General features: G+C 61.9%; 13 protein-coding genes and 2 tRNA genes. 10 read left to right on the forward strand and 5 right to left on the reverse strand.

Annotated features, from left to right (window positions below; all coding sequences use genetic code 11):
• Nucleotides 1-145 precede the first annotated feature (145 nt).
• A complete protein-coding gene (locus CGL56_RS01630; RefSeq protein WP_167641522.1) occupies nucleotides 146-1,411 on the forward strand; it encodes a glycoside hydrolase family 2 TIM barrel-domain containing protein in 1,266 nt (421 codons plus the stop codon).
• Nucleotides 1,401-5,195: a glycosyltransferase gene (locus tag CGL56_RS01635; protein ID WP_099104756.1), complete on the forward strand. Its 3,795-nt coding sequence runs from the start codon at nucleotides 1,401-1,403 to the stop codon at nucleotides 5,193-5,195. Before CGL56_RS01630 ends, CGL56_RS01635 begins: the two co-directional genes overlap by 11 nt.
• A 50-nt stretch (nucleotides 5,196-5,245) precedes the next feature.
• Here CGL56_RS01635 and CGL56_RS01640 read toward each other — a convergent pair.
• A tRNA-Pro gene (locus CGL56_RS01640) sits at nucleotides 5,246-5,320 on the reverse strand.
• Nucleotides 5,321-5,411: transfer RNA gene (locus CGL56_RS01645), tRNA-Ser, on the reverse strand.
• 246 nt (nucleotides 5,412-5,657) lie between these two features.
• Between CGL56_RS01645 and amaB the strand changes: the two genes are divergently transcribed.
• From amaB to CGL56_RS01665, 4 genes are all read left to right on the forward strand, one after another.
• Complete coding sequence (gene amaB, locus CGL56_RS01650; protein WP_099104757.1) at nucleotides 5,658-7,181, forward strand: L-piperidine-6-carboxylate dehydrogenase; 1,524 nt, start codon at nucleotides 5,658-5,660, stop codon at nucleotides 7,179-7,181.
• 75 nt (nucleotides 7,182-7,256) lie between these two features.
• Nucleotides 7,257-8,288: an NAD-dependent epimerase/dehydratase family protein gene (locus CGL56_RS01655; protein ID WP_099104758.1), complete on the forward strand. Its 1,032-nt coding sequence runs from the start codon at nucleotides 7,257-7,259 to the stop codon at nucleotides 8,286-8,288.
• Nucleotides 8,289-8,530: 242 nt separating this feature from the next.
• On the forward strand, nucleotides 8,531-8,986 hold the full coding sequence (locus tag CGL56_RS01660) for a four helix bundle protein (protein WP_099104759.1): 456 nt from the start codon (nucleotides 8,531-8,533) through the stop codon (nucleotides 8,984-8,986).
• Nucleotides 8,987-9,118: 132 nt separating this feature from the next.
• Nucleotides 9,119-10,393, forward strand: a complete 1,275-nt coding sequence (locus CGL56_RS01665) for a glycosyltransferase (RefSeq protein WP_099104760.1) — start codon at nucleotides 9,119-9,121, stop codon at nucleotides 10,391-10,393.
• An 87-nt stretch (nucleotides 10,394-10,480) separates the two neighbouring features.
• On the opposite strand, the gene CGL56_RS01670 is transcribed toward CGL56_RS01665, so the two are convergent.
• Complete coding sequence (locus tag CGL56_RS01670; protein ID WP_099104761.1) at nucleotides 10,481-12,199, reverse strand: amidohydrolase; 1,719 nt, start codon at nucleotides 12,197-12,199, stop codon at nucleotides 10,481-10,483.
• Nucleotides 12,200-12,385: 186 nt separating this feature from the next.
• Here CGL56_RS01670 and murA point away from each other — a divergent pair, with 186 nt between their 5' ends.
• Together murA and CGL56_RS01680 are read left to right on the forward strand one after the other, a co-directional pair.
• Nucleotides 12,386-13,702, forward strand: a complete 1,317-nt coding sequence (gene murA, locus CGL56_RS01675) for a UDP-N-acetylglucosamine 1-carboxyvinyltransferase (RefSeq protein WP_099104762.1) — start codon at nucleotides 12,386-12,388, stop codon at nucleotides 13,700-13,702.
• Nucleotides 13,703-13,717: 15 nt separating this feature from the next.
• Nucleotides 13,718-14,032, forward strand: coding sequence for a DUF4286 family protein (locus CGL56_RS01680; protein WP_099104763.1), 315 nt, complete (start codon nucleotides 13,718-13,720; stop codon nucleotides 14,030-14,032).
• Nucleotides 14,033-14,056: 24 nt separating this feature from the next.
• Here the strand turns inward: CGL56_RS01680 and CGL56_RS01685 are convergent, their stop codons facing one another.
• Nucleotides 14,057-15,325 carry an N-acetylmuramoyl-L-alanine amidase family protein gene (locus CGL56_RS01685; RefSeq protein ID WP_099104764.1) on the reverse strand — a complete coding sequence of 423 codons (1,269 nt, stop codon included), beginning with the start codon at nucleotides 15,323-15,325 and terminating at the stop codon, nucleotides 14,057-14,059.
• Nucleotides 15,326-15,404: 79 nt separating this feature from the next.
• Between CGL56_RS01685 and CGL56_RS01690 the strand changes: the two genes are divergently transcribed.
• Together CGL56_RS01690 and CGL56_RS01695 are read left to right on the forward strand one after the other, a co-directional pair.
• A complete protein-coding gene (locus tag CGL56_RS01690; RefSeq protein ID WP_099104765.1) occupies nucleotides 15,405-16,067 on the forward strand; it encodes a heme exporter protein CcmB in 663 nt (220 codons plus the stop codon).
• An 89-nt stretch (nucleotides 16,068-16,156) separates the two neighbouring features.
• Nucleotides 16,157-17,557, forward strand: a complete 1,401-nt coding sequence (locus CGL56_RS01695) for an L-serine ammonia-lyase (RefSeq protein WP_099104766.1) — start codon at nucleotides 16,157-16,159, stop codon at nucleotides 17,555-17,557.
• Nucleotides 17,558-17,563: 6 nt separating this feature from the next.
• On the opposite strand, the gene lptE is transcribed toward CGL56_RS01695, so the two are convergent.
• Nucleotides 17,564-18,070, reverse strand: a complete 507-nt coding sequence (gene lptE / locus CGL56_RS01700; protein ID WP_099104767.1) for an LPS assembly lipoprotein LptE — start codon at nucleotides 18,068-18,070, stop codon at nucleotides 17,564-17,566.
• Nucleotides 18,071-18,126: the final 56 nt, after the last annotated feature.

The following is an 18,126-nucleotide window of genomic DNA, read 5'->3' on the forward strand; positions in this document are numbered from 1 at the left end:
TCAACCAATGATTTTAATTCGATTTGCGTTTTATGTGGTCTGATGGGACTATCTTTTGATAGGCCGGTAGATCACCCAACCCATTAACACTCACCGCACTATGGGACCTTTTCGCCCAGTCGTTATTGTACTGGTCTGCGTTCTTATGCTATTGGGATGTACCAATGGCAGCCAGACGCCCGTGGGTGGGACTGGCCGGGTGCACCTGTCGTACGCCGACAGCACCGGCTACCGCCTGGTTCGTGACGGGCAACCGTTCTACGTGCAGGGAGCCGCGGGTACGGCAAGGATGGACGTGCTGGCCGCTTACGGTGGCAATACAGTAAGGGTATACGATCCGGACAGCCTGGAAGTGGTGCTGGATCGGGCAGAAAGTCTCGGCCTTGCCGTGATCGCGGATATTCCAATTCCCGCCTATTACAAGAATTTCTGGTCCGAAGGCCATGATTTGCTTGCCGAAAGAGATTCCGTGATTGCCCTGGTCGATCGCTTTCGTGGCCACCCCGCCCTGCTGTTCTGGATGCTGGGGAACGAGGTGTTCATGCAGGGCTACGACCGGGCCTACCTCTCGCAATACAACGACCTGGCGGAACTGGTGCGCGCCCGGGACCCTGACCATCCCATCAGTACCGCCGTGATACCCCACCAGTTGCTGAAATTACAACTGGCCTGGACCCGGCCGGCCGTGGACTTCCTGTCGCTGAATACCTTTGGCAACCTGGGCACGCTTGACCGGCTGACCAGCTACCTTTCCCTTATCTGGCGAGGCCCCTATCTGATTTCCGAGTGGGGATTCAATGGCCCCTGGGAGTCGGAGAACACCCTGTGGGGAGCCCCGATTGAATCACCAAGCCCTACCAAATCCCGTCACCTGGCGGACCGGTACTACCAAGGGATTTCTGGATCGGGAAATAAACGGCTGTTGGGCAGTGTGGCCTTTTTCTGGGGGCAGAAATACGAACGCACGCCTACCTGGTTCAGCATGTTTACGCGGTCGGGGGAAGTGAGTGAAATGGCCCACACCCTGGGAAACCTGTGGCGCGGCGACACCTGTCCGTTTACCGGACCCCGGGTGGAATATCTGCTACTCGGAGGGCGTGGGGCAAGAGACTCCATCATGCTGACCGCCGGACTTGATGTGTTTGCCGCTGCCCAATTGTCGGATTCTCTCCCGGCGGGACTCCAGGCTCGTTGGGAGATCCGTTCAGAAGACTGGTGGGGGCAGGGAGAAGTAGGGGTTGGCCCGGAACCCCTTCCGGGACTGATCCAATCGGCTGACCTTACCACCGCGAGCTTCGTTACCCCCCGTCACCCCGGCCCCTACCGACTCTATTACCACGTTTCCGACACCGCCGGGTACTACTCCGCGGCGAACCTTCCTTTCTACGTACTCGCTTCCGATGACCGTTAATGACCCCGTAGTCCGCAACCCTACCCCCCGGGAGCTCATCATCATTCGTTTGCTGGTGGTTACCGGTGTGCTCTGTATTCTCAACTTCTGCTACTTCTTCTTCCAGCCCCAGTACTACGGACATCCCCTGCTGTTTGGCCTGCTGTGCATCATCCTGGTGTACGGCCTGGTCCGCGACCTGACCCTCTGGTATTACTATTCGGCCATCACCGTACCGGAGACGCCACCCCTGGAGCGGGAGTTCACGGTGGACATCCTGACTACCTACTTTCCCGGGGAACCCTACGAAATGATCGTGACCACCCTGAAGGCCATCCAGGCGATCCATTACCCCCATACCACTTACTTGTGCGATGAGGCCAACGATCCCTACCTCAGGGGCTTGTGCGAGGAGATGGGCATCGTCCACGTCACCCGCACGGTACGGGTGGACGCCAAGGCCGGCAACATCAACAACGCCCTGCGGCAGGCCACCGGGGAGATCTGCCTGATTCTCGACCCCGATCACATCCCCGAACCCGATTTTCTGGACCATATCGTGCCCCACTTCCAGGATGAGTCAATCGGATTCGTCCAGACGGTACAGGCCTACTACAACAAGTTCGACACCCTGGTCGCCAAGGGTTCCGCCCAGCAGACGTTCCACTTCTACGGGCCGATGATGATGACCATGAACGCCTACGGAACGGTCAACGCCATCGGAGCCAACTGCACCTTCCGGCGGAAGGCCCTGGACAGCATCGGGGGGCACGCTCCGGGACTGGCCGAGGATATGCACACCGCCATGCTGCTGTACCGGGAGGGGTGGAAGTCGATATACGTACCCCGCATTCTCGCCCGGGGGCTTGTCCCGGCGACCATCACGGCTTACTTCAAGCAGCAACTGAAATGGTCGCGGGGCACCTTCGACCTGCTGGTCAAGGTATACCCGCGCATCTTTTCCCGGCTGACGTGGCGGCAGCGGCTGCATTACGTCCTGCTCCCGCTGCATTACCTGGCCGGGGTGATCTACCTCCTGGGGTTCATGATACCGATTTTGTCGCTGGTCCTTTCCGAGGTGCCCTGGACGGGCAATTTTGGCTACTTCCTGATCCTCATCGGGCCCATCCTCTTCACCTCCTTCGTGCTGAGGTTCTATATTCAGAAATGGCTCATTTCGGACGACGAGCGGGGGTTTCACATTGTGGGCGGGGTACTGGAAATCCTTACCTGGTGGGTGTTCACCCTGGGCTTCGTGTACACCCTCTTCAACAAGAAGGTGCCCTACCTGCCCACGCCAAAGGAGGGGGAAGACGTGACCCACTATTCCCTGTTACTTCCCAACCTGGCGATCGGCGTGCTCTCCCTGGCCGCGGTGGCGTATGGGCTGTGGCGGGACTTCACCCCCTTTTCGATCATCATGTCCGGCTTTGCCTTGCTGAATGCGGCCTTCATGTTCTTCAGCATTTACCTGGCCTTTGCGGCCACCAACGAGACCGGCAAGCTGAGGAGCAAACTGCCCTATCCGGTGCGTTTTTTGGGCCGCCACGCCAAGCGACAACTGCTTTGGTCTCTGGATGCGATGACCCTCACCGTGCGCAAGCTGGCCCCCGTGCTGCTCGTAGGCGTACTCTTTGCCGCCCTCACCCTCATGTCGATCTACGACCGGGAAGGGTTCGCCACCATTGAAGCCATTCCTGCCGACACCACCATGACCACCACCCCCCAATTGGGCATTTTCTATCCCGCCGCCCCGACCGGGCTGTCGAGCCTGGACCAGATCGATCAGCTAGAAGTAAAGCTGCACACCCACGCGGACATCATTTCCAGCTACATTCCCTGGAGCGGGTCGGCCGATCCAGCGGGTGAGCTGGCGCAGCTGCGGGCCATCGCCGGCCGGGGGTCCGTCCCGATGATCACCTGGGAACCCTGGGTAAGCCATTTTCCTGACCTCGCGTCCATGCCGGGGGCCGAAGCGGAAAAGCGGGCCCTGCACTATATTTCCGAAGGTCACTTCGACGATTACGTCACGGAGTTCGCCACCCTGCTCAGAAGCCTGGACAAACCCGTCTACCTGCGTTTCGCCCACGAGTTTGACAATCCCGATTACCCCTGGTCTGCTGCGGGCGGCAACACCCCCAAAGACTTCATCGCCGCCTGGCGCCACGTGTATTCCCTCTTCCAGCAGGCGGGAGCCACCAACGTACGCTGGGTCTGGAACCCCTGGAAGGCCGAAGCGATCCCCGCCTATTATCCGGGCGACGGATACGTCGATTTCGTCGGCCTGACCTGCCTTAACTACGGCCCCCTGTTCGGGGAGGGAGCTTCCGTTTCCTTTGCGGACCTTTACGCGCCCTTCTACCAGGCCATGAAAAAGATTCCGACCGAGGCGGTGATCATCGCGGAATTCGGCAGCCTCGGCAGCCCGGCCGAAAAGGAGGAATGGACGGTCGCCGCACGGAACACCATCCTCGACCGCCACCCGGAAATTTCCGCCATCGTGGCCTTCCAAAGTGCATTTGACTACAATGTTCCCCCGGACGGTGGCGAGGCGGTGCTGGACTGGACCATTGACCCCAAGCTGCTCTTCAATCCGGGCACGGACGCGGCCCCCGGCCATATTTCCGCCCCCGTTCACTGGTCATCATCGACGTCCATCTCCCGGGTGCCCCTCCCTCAGCGCCCGATCCGTGCCGTGGGGTACAAGAAGGGAGAAGGATGGAGTACCCACCAGTATATTCCTTCCCGCAGCAACCTGGAGCATGACTTCGGCCTGATGCAGCGGGCGGGCATCAATACCGTACGCATCACCAACCCGGGGATCTACGCCCGCAACCTGTTCAATATCGCCGGGGAATACGGATTGGAGGTCATCATGAATTTCTGGATTCCGGAGACGATTGACTTCCTGACGGACGCCGATGCGCTGGCGGAACTGCGCGAACAGATCCTGGAGAAAGTACGGGAGAATTCAGACCGCCCATCGCTGCTCCACTGGAATTTCGGCAACGACATCCTTTCCCGGCTGGCCGACCATCACCTGCAACCCACCCTCCACGCCCAGCGGGTAGCCTATCTGAACTGGTTGGGGCAACTGATCCGGGATATGAAGGCTATCGACGGCCACCGGCCGGTGGTGGTGATGCTGCGTACGGCCCCGGGGCTGGAGCAGCTCGTGGATGAATTCAAGCTGCTAGAGGGACCGGCCGATGCGATGGGGCTGATCGTTCCCGACGGGGTTTCGGCCAGCCGGCTGGCCCGGTTACAGGAACGCTTTGGTGAGCGGGTGGTGATTGGTGAAGTGGGCGTCAGCGAGCTTTCCTCCCTCCCGGCCGCTGTCGTGGGCAACTACGCGGTCGTCACCAACTGGCAGAACGAATGGCGGAAGACCAAGCTTTCGTTCAACGGACTGCTGGATTTCCGCGGGCGGCCTACCCCGAACTACGCATCCCTGGCCGCTTGCTGGACCAAAGAAGCCCCGGAACCGGCCGCGCTGCCGGACATCGCAATCCTTCCCCCGGCCCTGCAGCCGTACGAAGGCGGCGAATACACCTACCAGGCCCTGGTGACCGACGGATCCGGCGGTTGGCGGCCGGTACGGGAAGAAGAACTGGGTACACTAAGCCTGGAATGGGCCCTGGTCAAGCTGGACCCTTACGGGAACCCCATTGCCCTGAAAATGCTGGATGAAGGAAGTAAGCTGAAGCTCCACATGCCCGCGTACCACCTGCGGTATGAGGTGATGCTGACCGTAACCGACGGCGGCTACTCCCGGTCGGTGCGTTCCCCGCTGCTGCCCCGCTAACGCAAAGAGGGCCCACCGCCGTTTGGCGGTGGGCCCTCGTGGTATCCCAGTCGGGGCACCAGGATTCGAACCTGGGGCCTCCTGCTCCCAAAGCAGGCACGCTAACCGGACTGCGCTATGCCCCGTGGCGGAGACGGCGGGATTCGAACCCGCGGTACCCTGTTAGGGTACGTCGATTTAGCAAACCGGTGGTTTCAGCCACTCACCCACGTCTCCAAGTATTGTGCTAACGGCTGCGATCCCCTGAGGTTTCACGTGCCGCCATTGCTAAAGCGACGCAAATGTAAGGTGCCCGTACCGCTTTGAAAAGCAACCGGGAAAAAAATTGTGCGATTGTATGGATGAGCCCGTTTCGCCGCCCCGGAATCCCGCAGTATTCCCCGGCACCGGCGTCCGCGCCTAGATAGCCGCACTCCGCTTCCGCCTTCCTACCTTTGCCCACCCTAACCTTACCTATCGATCATGAATAAAGACTTTATCCAGGAACTTGGCCTCAGCGCGGACAACGACGGCAGCAGCACCGGACAGCAGGGAATGCACAACCCCGCAGCCCACATCAGCAGTGCCTCCCCCGTCGACGGGGCCGAGATCGGCCGCGTCAGCGTGACCACCCCCGAACAGTACGAAGCGATAATCGAGCGGGCTACCGAAGCCTTCAAGCACTGGCGGACCGTACCCGCGCCCCGCCGGGGAGAGATCGTGCGGCAGTACGGCGAGGCCCTGCGCGAGCACAAGGACGCCCTGGGCCGGCTGGTGAGCTACGAGATGGGCAAAAGCCTGCAGGAGGGCTGGGGAGAAGTGCAGGAGATGATCGACATCTGCGACTTCGCCGTGGGCCTGAGCCGGCAACTCCACGGCTTCACCATGCATTCCGAGCGCCCCCTGCACCGGATGTACGAGCAGTACCACCCCCTGGGCATCGTCGGGGTGATCTCGGCCTTTAACTTTCCGGTGGCCGTCTGGAGCTGGAACGCCATGATCGCCCTCGTCTGCGGCGACGTAGTGGTGTGGAAACCCAGCGAAAAAGCTCCACTCTGCGGCGTGGCCTGCCAGAACATCTGGGCCAAGGTGGCCGCCGCCAACGACCTGCCGGAAGGCATCTCCAACCTGATCAACGGCGACTACACCGTAGGGGAATGGATGACCAAGGACACCCGCGTCCCCCTGATCTCCGCCACCGGCTCCACCCGCATGGGCAAGGCCGTAGCCCAGACCGTAGCCGCCCGCCTGGGCAAATCGCTGCTCGAACTGGGCGGCAACAACGCCATCATCATCACCCCCTCCGCGGACATGGACCTCGTGCTCACCGGCGCGCTGTTCGGCGCCGTGGGTACCTGTGGCCAGCGGTGCACCAGTACCCGCCGCCTCATCATCCACGAAAGCCGCTACGAAGAGGTGCGCGACAAACTGGCCAAGGCCTACGGGCAGCTGAAGATCGGTGACCCCCTGGACGAGAAGAACCACGTAGGCCCCCTGATCGACGCCCAGTCGGTGGAAACCTACCTGAAGGCCATCGAAGGCATCAAGGCCGAAGGCGGCAAGATGGTGGTCGACGGTGGCCGCATCGACGGGCTGGGGTCGGACTGCTACGTGCAGCCCTGTATCGCGGAGGTGGAAGCCGACAGCAAGATGGCGCAGCAGGAAACCTTCGCGCCCATCCTTTACCTGATGAAGTACCGCGACCTGGACGAGGCCATCGCCATTCAGAACAGCGTGCCCCAGGGGCTATCCTCGGCCATCATGACCACCAACATGCGCGAGAGCGAGCGCTTCCTCAGCGCTACCGGCAGCGATTGCGGCATTGCCAACGTGAACATCGGCACCAGTGGCGCCGAGATCGGCGGTGCCTTTGGCGGAGAAAAGGAAACCGGCGGCGGTCGCGAATCCGGCTCCGACGCCTGGAAGGTGTACATGCGCCGGCAAACCAATACCATCAACTACTCGACCGAACTGCCACTGGCCCAGGGCATTTCGTTCAACCTCTAGGATTCCGCTACCGGGTGGCGGGGGGCTTGCCTCCGCCGTCACCCGGTTATTCACTCACCTCTAAGACTTCCCCCCTTGAACTTTCACCTCGTTTCCGGCGGCTGCGGCTTCGTGGGCCGCAACATGGTCAAGCGGCTGTACCGCACCACCCAGGACAAGATCATCTTCGTGGACAACCTCAGCGTGGGCACCCACCCCTCCACCTGGCTGGACGCGGAGCGGGTACGGCAGGAAGGGGACCTGGAAGTTTACGGCACCGACGAGCGGCTGCTGTTCCTCCACCAGGACTTCCGGCAGTTCCTGCGCGACATCATCGACGACGAGGACTTTATCCGCAACCACTACGCTCCGGACTTCGAGCGCTTCAGCGACGTGTTTCACTTCGCGGCCATCGTCGGCGGGCGGTCCACCATCGAAGGCGACCCCATGAAGGTGGCCCTGGACCTGAGCATCGACGCGGAATTCTTCTACTGGGTAACCCGCCACCGGCCGGACCGCACCCTCTACCCCTCCAGTTCGGCGGCCTACCCCATCGACCTGCAGACGGAAGGAGACGCCATCGCCCTGGCCGAATCCGACATCAACTTCAAGAAGATGGGGGAGCCGGACATGACCTACGGCTGGTCGAAACTCACCGGGGAATTCCTGGCCCGCACCGCCGCGGAACACTACAACCTGAGCGTAACCTGCATCCGGCCCTTCTCGGGCTACGGGGAAGACCAGGACCTCTCCTACCCCATCCCCGCCATCGCCGCCCGCATTGCCCGCCGGGAGGACCCGGTGGAAGTTTGGGGAACCGGCCGCCAGGGCCGGGACTTCGTCCACATCGACGACGTACTCGACTGCATCTTCTTCGCCATGGAAAGGGTAACCGACGGCTCGGCCATCAACATCGGCCGCGGTGAATTGCTGTCCTTCATCGACATCATCCACACCATGTGTGGCATCGAGGGCTACCAACCCGAAATCAAGCAACTCCTCGATAAGCCCGTCGGCGTCTTCAGCCGCTACTCCAATATGGACCACGTACACGCCATGGGCTGGAAGGCCAGGATCTCGGTGCGGGAAGGGATGCGGCGGGTTTTGGAGGCGCAGAAGGGGGTGTAGTCGAGGGGTCAAGGGGATAGGGGATCAATAGTGGCCAGTTACCCATCGCTTCGCTCGGGCAGGTTAAGGGGTCAAGGGGTTAAGGGGTCAATAGTGGCCATTTACCCCTCGCTTCACTCGGGTAGGGCGGCAAGATCTCCTCTTCGGTTCAACTTTTGCTCGGGTAGCGGCGGTGGCTGTAAGGGAAGCCTTTATATCATGCGGGCCGCTTACCTTTGGTGACTGCTTTGAATACTAGTCACATGGACCTGGGTGAAGATGATCTGCCGGAACCGGAGGAATCCTTTGTCTTTCGGGAACCAGAAAGTACGTACGGCAGTAATTCCAGCGAACGGATCCGGTTCGTAAATGCCCTTAGGACACGTACCAAGGTTGCGGCGGTTGCTGTAATTGACTTTCTCGAAATGGACCGGCCATCGCTCGCCATGCGGGAAGTGAGCCGACAACTTATTCGCTCAGCAACCTCGACTGCGGCAAACTACCGGGCGGCCTGCTTGGCCAGATCTGGCCGGGAATTCTACGCGAAGATGAGCATCGTGGTCGAAGAAGCTGATGAAACCGTGTTCTGGTTAGAAATCCTTTACGAATCCAGACTGAAGGTGGACAAAGAATCGCTCATCCCGCTCGGCCGAGAATGGCGGGAAATCAGTAAAATCATGAGCAAGGCCAGAAGCTCCTATCGCAATAAGAAAGCCTGAACTCCCCCGGCCCAGACCTGCCCGAGCGAAGCGAGGAATAAATGAGCGCCCTTGACCCCTTGACCCCCTTGACCCCTTGACCCCTTGACCCCTTGACAAATTAACTCCTTCACCCCTTTACCCCCTTACTCCTTGAAAATAGTCTGCTTCGGTCCCGGCCCAAAATTCAAAGGCGGCATCTCGAATTACAACACCTCCCTGGCCAAGGCTCTCGACCGCCGGGGCGACTGCGACGTGCACATCGTGAGCTGGACGCAGCAGTATCCGGCCATCATTCCGCGGGAGTTCGTGGACAAGACCAGCAAGGTGGACCTGCTCGATGGTACCGACATCAAGGTCCATTACCTGACCAACTACAACAACCCCCTGAGCTGGGAGGAGACCTACCGCAAAATCCGCGACCTCCAGCCCGACAAGGTGATCTTCCAGTGGGCCATCGCCATCCAGGGTTTGCCGATGGGCTATATCGCGCGCAGGCTGCGGCAGCACCGGGAAATCGAGGTGATCTTCGACCTTCACTTCGTCATCCAGAAGGAGAGCAGCTCCCTGGACCGCCGCTTCACCCGCTACGGGATTGCTCCGGCCAACACCTTCATCGCCCACGCCTACAAGACGGTGGACGAACTGCGGGAACTTTTCCCGGACCGCAAGCTGTCGGTGACCGAGGACGGGGCGCGGACGCAGGTGCAAAAGACTACCCCGGTCATCAAGCTGTACCACCCCATTTATGAGCTTTTCCAACCGCGTGCGGATTTCGACGTGGCCGCCTTTCGGAGGGACCACGGGTTACGGGAGCACGTCTTCCTCTTCTTCGGCTTCATCCGCAAATACAAGGGGCTGCACAACGTCATCCGGGCCTTCGCCGAGCTGGCCGGCCGACGCGACGACGTCAGTCTGATCGTCTGTGGAGAATCCTTCTGGGATACCCTCAAAACCGACAAGCTCAGCACCAAACTGAAGAACGCCACCTTTGGGCTGGCGAAGAAACTGTTCCTCAAGAAGGCGGACGACGAGCGCGATTACCGCCCGCTCGACCTGATTGACGACCTGCAGCTCCGCGACCGAGTCCTGGTCAAAAATGAGTTCGTCGCCAACGAGGAAGTCCATAAATACTTCCAGGCCAGCGACGCCGTGGTGCTCTTCTACAGCTACGCCACCCCCTCCGGCGTGGAAAGCATCAGCTACAACTTCCAGCTGCCCGCCGTGGCTACCCGGGTGGGTCACTTCCCCGAGACGATCGAGGACGGCTACAACGGCTACCTGGCGGAGCCGGACGACATCGAGGATATGGCCCGCCAGCTCGAAAGGATGATTGAAAGCCCCATTCCCCGGGCCAACGTCAAGGAGACGACCCGGGAGATGAGCTGGAACAATTACGCTACCGCCATAGTAGAAGGCGGTCTCTGACCGCGCCAGCAAAATGCGGCCTCAGGCCGCGACAGTAAAATGCGGTCTCAGACCGCGACAGTAAGAGGCGGCCTCAGGCCGCGAACCCTACCGCCGGTAAGCCTCCTTACCACCCACGTAGGTAGCCACCACTTCGGTATTCAGGATCTGGTCTTCCGCGCACTCCTTCAGGTTGTTGGTCAGCAGTACGAAATCCGCTTGCAGGCCCGGCCGCAAGCTCCCCCTTACGTCTTCCTGGAAGGCGGCGTAGGCCGGGGCCGCCGTGTAGCTGTGCAGGGCTTCCTCCCGGGTCATTGACTGTTCGGGGAAGAAGGTGGCCTTGCCGTCGGCCCGTTTGCGGGTAACGGTGGCGTAGTAGGATTCGATGGGGTTGACGTCCTCCACCGGGGCGTCGGTGCCGTTGGTGACCACCGCGCGGGCATCCAGCAGGCTACGCCAGGGGTAGGCGCCGCTGCGGGCGCGTTCGGTGCCCAGGCGGGTTTCGGCGAAGAGGGCGTCGGAGGTACAGTGGATGCCCTGCATCGAGGCAATTACCCCGAGCTCAGCGAAGCGGGGAATGTCGTCCGGGTGAATGTGCTGGGCGTGTTCGATGCGCCAGCGCTTGTCGTCGGTGGGCGCGACGTAGCGGGCCATCACGTCCAGGGTTTCCCGGTTGGCGCGGTCGCCGATGGCGTGGACGCAGAGTTGCATGCCGTGGGCATCAGCCAGTTGGGCGATGCTGTCGACGGTCGCCACCAGGGTGGTATTCTGCCCGGTGAAGCCGGGGTTGTCGAAGTAGGGTTCCAGCAGCCAGGCACCGTAGCTGCCCAGGGCACCGTCGAGTTCGCTCTTGATGGCCGAGCATTCGAAGCGGTTGCCGTAGTGCGGCAGACCGGCCATATTCCCGGCCATCTCATCGTAGCCGTGGCGCAGCATCACCCAGAGGTTGAGCCGCAGGCTGTCGGCCGCGTCGAGTTCCTTGTACCACTCCACCTCGCGGAAGGTGCTGCCGGCGTCCTGGAAGGAGGTGATGCCGTTGCTGAGGACCTCGTCCTGGGCGGCGCGGATACCGGCCAGCCACTCGTCCTTGCGCTCGGTGGGCGTCATGGTCTGCACGAAATTCTGGTAGGCGTCGGCGATGAGGTCCATGGCCCGCTCCTCGAATACCCCGATGGGGTCGCCGAGCTCGTCGCGCAGGATGCGGCCGCCCCGGGGGTCGGGGGTTTCCCGGGTCACGCCAGCCAGTTCCATGGCCTTGCCGTTGGCGTAAAGGGCGTGGCCGCTGGCGTGGCGGAGCACCACGGGGTGGTCGGGCGTTAGCTGGCTCAGTTCGTCGTGAATGGGATACCCCCCGATGCTGTGGTCGTGGGGCTGGTCCCACTTTTCCTGGTGCCACCCCCGGCCGGTGATCCAGACCCCTTCGGGGGTTTCCCGGGCGCGCTCCTCTACCATGGCGAGGATTTCGTCCCAGCTGCGCGAGCGCAGGAAATTCAGGTTGCGGAGGCTGCTGCCCAGTCCGCTGAAGTGGGCGTGCCCCTCGATGAAGCCCGGCATGAGAAATTGCCCTTCCGCGTCAAGGCGGCGGGTCGCGGGTTCCAGTTGACCGGTCCAGGCCGCCGTGTCCGACCCGATGTCCAGGATGGTCCCGTCAGCCCCCACTAGCAGGGCGGTGGCGGGAGCCAGTCCTTCGCCGGCCCAGATGTCGGCGTTATAGACCAGCAGGGCGGCCGCCGAATCGTCCTTCCCTTCCGCCGGGCCGCCACAGCCGAAGGACAAGAGTAGAAGCAGGAACAGGAAAGTAGCGCAGGTATATCGGCAAGGGAGCATGGGCGAAAGAATTATCAGAAGAAAAGTGAGGCGGCCAAAGGTAATTCACCCCGGCCCCTCGGCTCCCGGGATTTGCACGGAACCCGCGCGCCGCCGCCCCGATAATGCCCCCGCAACCTCCTTCCGGGGCCATTCGGACCGTGCAACAACGCAACAACTATTGCAACTCTCCTTACCTTGCCGCCAATGAATACGAACGGAACCTTTATCGTTGAGGGAGGCCACCAGCTTTCCGGTGAAATCGTCCCCCAGGGCGCCAAAAATGAAGCCCTGCAAATCCTGAGCGCCACCCTGCTCACGGCCGAACCCGTGCGGGTAGAGAACCTGCCGGACATCGAGGACGTCAACAAATTGCTCTCCCTGATCGCCGGCCTCGGCGCGGAGGTGGATCGCCACGACCGGCAAACGGTCACGATCACCGCCCGCAACATCAACCTGGATTACGTACTCAGCGCGGACTACGTGCGGGACGCCCAGCGGATCCGGGGCTCGGTAATGCTGATCGCCCCCCTGCTGAACCGCTACGGACAAGCCAGCCTGCCGAAGCCCGGCGGCGACAAGATCGGACGCCGCCGTCTGGACGCCCACCTGCTCGGACTGCAGGCCCTGGGCGCTGACTTCGAGTACGACGACACCAAAAACATCTACGCCTTCCGTACCGACGGACTGAAGGGCACCTTCATCCACATGGACGAGATCAGCGTCACCGGTACGGCCAACGTACTGATGGCCGCCGTGCTGGCCAAGGGAGAAACCACCATCTACAACGCCGCCTGCGAGCCCTACCTCCAGCAGCTGTCGCAGATGCTCAACAGCATGGGCGCCCGTATCGAGGGCATCGGCTCCAATTTGCTCAAGGTGGAGGGGGTCGACCGCCTCGGCGGCTGTACCCACCGGATGCTGCCCGACATGATCGAGATCGGCAGCTTCATCGGGCTGGCGGCCATCACCCAGAGCGACATCACCATCAAGGACGTGCGGCTCGACATGCTCGGCATCATTCCGCGCACCTTCGAGCGGCTCGGCATCCAGATGGAATACCTCGGTGACGACATCCGCATCCCCCCCCAGGAGCACTACGAGGTCCAGAACTTCCTCGACGGCGGCATCCTGACCATCTACGATGCCCCCTGGCCGGGATTCACCCCCGACCTGATGAGTATCGCCCTGGTCACCGCCATCCAGGCACGGGGCGCGGTACTCTTTCACCAGAAGATGTTCGAGAGCCGGCTCTTCTTCGTGGACAAACTGATCGACATGGGAGCACAGATCATCCTCTGTGACCCCCACCGGGCTACCGTCATCGGGATGGACCGCCGCAACCCGCTGCGCGGGATCCGCATGACCAGCCCCGACATCCGCGCCGGCGTCAGCCTTTTGATCGCCGCCCTGTCGGCCGAGGGCACCAGCCGGATCGACAACATCTACCAGATCGACCGCGGTTACCAGAACATCGACACGCGACTGCGCGCCCTCGGGGCCCGCATCACGCGGGAAGACTAACGCTACCCCACCGCCATGCTACTCTACAACATCACCAACAAGATCGAACACGGCATCCACGAAGACTGGGTGAGCTGGATGCAGCAGTCCTACATCCCCCACGTGATGGAGAGCGGCGTCTTCGAGGACTACAAGTTCAGCCGGCTGCTGGGCGTGGACGAGACCGACGGGGTGACCTACGCCCTGCAGTTTACCGTGAGTTCCCGGCCGGCCTTCGACATCTACCAGGAGAAGTTCGCCTTTGACCACCAGCAGATGCACGACCGCCGGTTCAAGGGCAACTTCGTTTCCTTCCGTTCGGTGCTGGACGTGGTGGATCACGGGCAGTAGTCCGCCCTCCCCCACCGGAGCAAGCTAGTCGTACAAGCCCATCAGCAGCCAATCGGCCAGCAACTGACGGTTGCGGGGGTTGATGATGCGTTGCTGGTCGCTGCTGTTGGCGATGTTGGCCAGCTCAATGTACACTCCACTGGGCTTGGTTTCCCGCAGCATGTGCAGGTCGCGCTCACTGACCGACCCCTCGTAGCCCCGCCCGGGACGGTACTGGTCGTACTTCGCGCTGAAGGTGCGCTGGATCTGCTCGGCGCGGTGGGCGCCCCGCAGGTCACCTTCCGGGTAGTAGAGGAATACATCAATGCGCTGCCCCCGGTGGCGGCTGTCGATGTGGATGGCAATCATGGTCTGGTCCACGATACCCTTGGCGAGGTTTTCGTCGTAGAGGGCGTTGATGATGTCCGACCGCTGGAACAGCCGCGCCTTCTGGCTGCGGGGCAGGGAAGCTCCCCCCCACACTGTTTCGTCGCTGTCGGGGGTCAGGTATTCGTCGTCGCGGATGCCGTCGTTCTCATCCCGGATGATCATGTACGGGGTGCCACCGTGCTGGAGGATATTGCGGCAGAGGCGCAGGGCTACGTCGTAGGCGTATTCGTCTTCCGCGAGCAGGTGGTCGCCCCGCCGCCCCACCGCGCCGGGGTCGGGCCCGCCGTGGCCGGCTACGATGTAGAAGATGCGTCCGGCCAGGCTGCGGTCGATCAGCGGTACCTCGGCGTAAGTGTCGCCAAAGATCTTGAAGGTGCGGGGGCCGGAGCGGGTCACCTGCTCCGGCACCGCGATGGGGTCGCGGTCGGCGGCCCGGTCCTTCAGCCGCTCCAGTTCCTCCTCGCTGCCGGCGTTCTCTCCCAGGTTTACGATGTCCGGTTCCGTTTTGGTGAAGCCGAGGTTGCCCGAGCAGTGGTCGATGTGGTAGGGCACCCAGAGTACCCGGTCGTCGCGGTAATCGCTTTCGCGCAGCCCCGCGGCCAACAGGTCCTCGTTGTACTCCTTGATCGCTACGGCGCGGTCCCAGTTATCGTTCCCCGTGGTGCTGCGGATACTTTTCCCGTCGTACTGGAACACCTCAATGGGCAATTCGTAGCGGTAGCCCACCATCAGCTTGCTGTTGCTGTTCAGCCGGTTAAGCCGCTTGAATTCATCGATATTGCAGCCATAGGCCACGAGGTTGTAGCGCCGCAGGAGGGAGTAGATCCCGTCCCCCCGGCGGGCTTCCACGGCCAGCTGCTCGGCCTGCAGGACGCCACCGCCCAGGAGGCAGGTCAGCAACAAGATTCGGGAGAGCAGGGTCATTCGGTTCGGTTTCAGTAAGGGAAGTATAAACGCAGCGGGGGCAGCTTAGCGTGGATGCGGACGTATCTTTGCCCGTCCTATGTCCACGGTACGGCAAATTTATAAACTCCTGCATTGGGAACTGCGCCTTGAGTGGCGAGACAAGTACGCCCTGGGTAGTATTTTCCTTTACGTCATCACTACGGTGGTCATCGTCTACCTGTCGGTGGGCAATGCGCTGGAGGGTCCGGTATTCAACGCCCTGTACTGGATCATTCTTTTCTTCGGGGCTACCGTGGCGGCGGGGCGGAGCTTCCTGCGGGAGGGCGGCCGGCGCCACTACTACTACTATACCGTGGCCGGCCCATTGGCCCTGCTGTTCAGCAAGTTGATCTTCAACGCCATTGTGATCTGGCTGATCGGGGGGCTCACCTTTGCCCTGCTTTCCCTGTTCGCTCCGCTGGCGGTAGTGGTGTATCCCCTGCCCCTTCTCCTCGCCGTCTTCTTCGGCGGCATCGGACTATCGGCCATCCTCACCTTCGTGTCGGCCATCACCGCCCGGGCCGGGGGAAGTGGCACCCTGATGGCCATTCTCTCATTTCCGCTGGTGATCCCCCTGCTGAAGCTTTTGCTCGATGCGGGACTGTACGCCATCGACGCGGGCAGCAACGACGTCTGGCAGCCGATCTACCTCACCGTGGCCGTCGACCTCATCGCCCTGGCCGTGGGCATCGTGCTTTTTCCCTTCGTCTGGCGCGACTAAAGCCGTTTATGCCGGCCCGGGCTTGCTCCGCCGACCGTATCTTTGTATCCGTTGTCATGGCAACGGTTTGCCTTCCCTAACCCTATCCTATGTCCCGTCTTAGCGTTTTCGACATCTACAAAATTGGCGTCGGCCCTTCCTCCTCCCACACCCTGGGACCGTGGCGGGCGGGTCAGGATTTTGCCCGCGAACTGGCGGGGGCGCAGGTGCAAAGCCTGGGGGTACAGCTCTTTGGCTCCCTGGCAAAAACCGGGGTCGGCCACGGCACCGACATCGCCGTTGTCCTCGGTCTCCAGGGCTTCGATCCGGTTACCATTCCCACCCGCGACATCCCCGAGTTGATCGAGAAGGTCAAAACCTCCGGCACCCTGATGGTCAATGGAACGGCCGTTCCCTTTTCTTTCCGCGACGACATCGTCTTTCAACCCACCACTCATCCCGGCCACCCCAACACCCTGATTTTCACCGCCCTGACCGATGCGGGCGAACTGCGGCGGGAAACGTATTTCTCCCTCGGGGGCGGGTTCATCGAGCGGGAAGGGCATACCGCGGCGGTGGAGCAGGATTACAATTTTGTCCACGACGTGTCCTCCGGCGAGAAGATGATCGCCCTGTCGGCCCGCTCCGGCAAGACCATCACCAGGCTGCTGTACGAAAACGAGCGGTGCATCTATTCCAGCGAGGAGATCCACCGGCGGGTGGAGAACCTCTTCCAGGTGATGCTGAACTGCGTCTACCGGGGCTGCCACACCGAGGGCGTGCTGCCCGGCGGACTGAACGTGAAGCGGCGCGCCGCCGCCCTGAACCGCAAATTGCTGGCCGGCAAGGTATACCCCGACCGCAAGCAGTGGCTCGACGCCATCCGCCGCACTACCCGCGACTTCTCCACGGTGAACCAGTGGATCAGCTGTTTCGCCCTGGCCGTCAACGAGGAGAACGCCGCCCTCGGCCGCGTGGTTACCTCCCCCACCAACGGGGCCGCCGGGGTCATTCCGGCCGTGCTACTTTATCACTACCTCTTCGGCAATTTCGGGGAGGATGACCTGATGCGCTTCTTCCTGAGCAGCGGACAAATCGGTGCCCTCTTCAAGCAAGGGGCTACCATCAGCGCCGCCGTGGGTGGCTGTCAGGCTGAGGTAGGAGTCAGTTCAGCCATGGCCGCCGCCGGACTGACCGAAGTACTCGGGGGCAGTACGAAGCAGGTACTGCAGGCCGCCGAGATCGCTATGGAACACCACCTGGGGCTCACCTGCGACCCGATCGGCGGACTGGTACAGGTGCCCTGCATCGAGCGCAACGCCATGGGCGCCATGAAGGCCATCACGGCCTCCAACCTGGCCCTGGCCGGCAACGCCAGCAACGCGGTGGTCCACTTCGACGCCGTGGTGGCTACGATGTGGGAAACCGCCCAGCACATGCACAGCAAGTACAAGGAAACCGCGGAAGGCGGGCTGGCCGTCCACGTTTCCGTGGCGCGCCCGGAATGCTAGCCTGCCCTACCAGTCGTCGGCGAAGGCCCGGTTAAAGATTTTCTCGTTCAGGTTTTCCAGGATCTCGGCGATTGCCTCGTCCTGTACGCTGGCCAGGGTCTGCTCGCCGGGGAAGGGGAAGTACTCCGTAAAGTTGCTCTTCCAGTTTTCCGCGCTGGGGTCCAGCAGGTTGGTGTACTCGATGGCCACCACGATGGTCAGGCGGTTGAGTTTGGAGAAGGCCGCCGTCTCATTGCCGGCACTGGCGCCTTCGGCGGTCACCCGGAAATCCACCAGGGTGCCGCGAATCTCGATGTCCGGATTGTCCTCGGTGACGATCAGGCGGGCCTCGTCGCGGACCTTGTCGCGCAGCGATTCCGTCAGGTCCATGGCCAGCGTCGGCGGGGCCCCGAGGGAGTTGTCCAGGAATACCGGTACGTAGGCCCGCTCCACCCCTTCGGGGATGGTAATACCCCGGAAGGAGTAGCAACCGGTGAAGAGCAGGGTAAGACAAAGCAGAATCGGCAGGCGCATAGGCAACGAACGAGAAACTCCCGCCCGGCGTTGCCGCCGGCCGGGAGTCCATTTAT

Source organism: Neolewinella marina (assembly GCF_002631205.1).
Taxonomy (GTDB): domain Bacteria; phylum Bacteroidota; class Bacteroidia; order Chitinophagales; family Saprospiraceae; genus Neolewinella; species Neolewinella marina.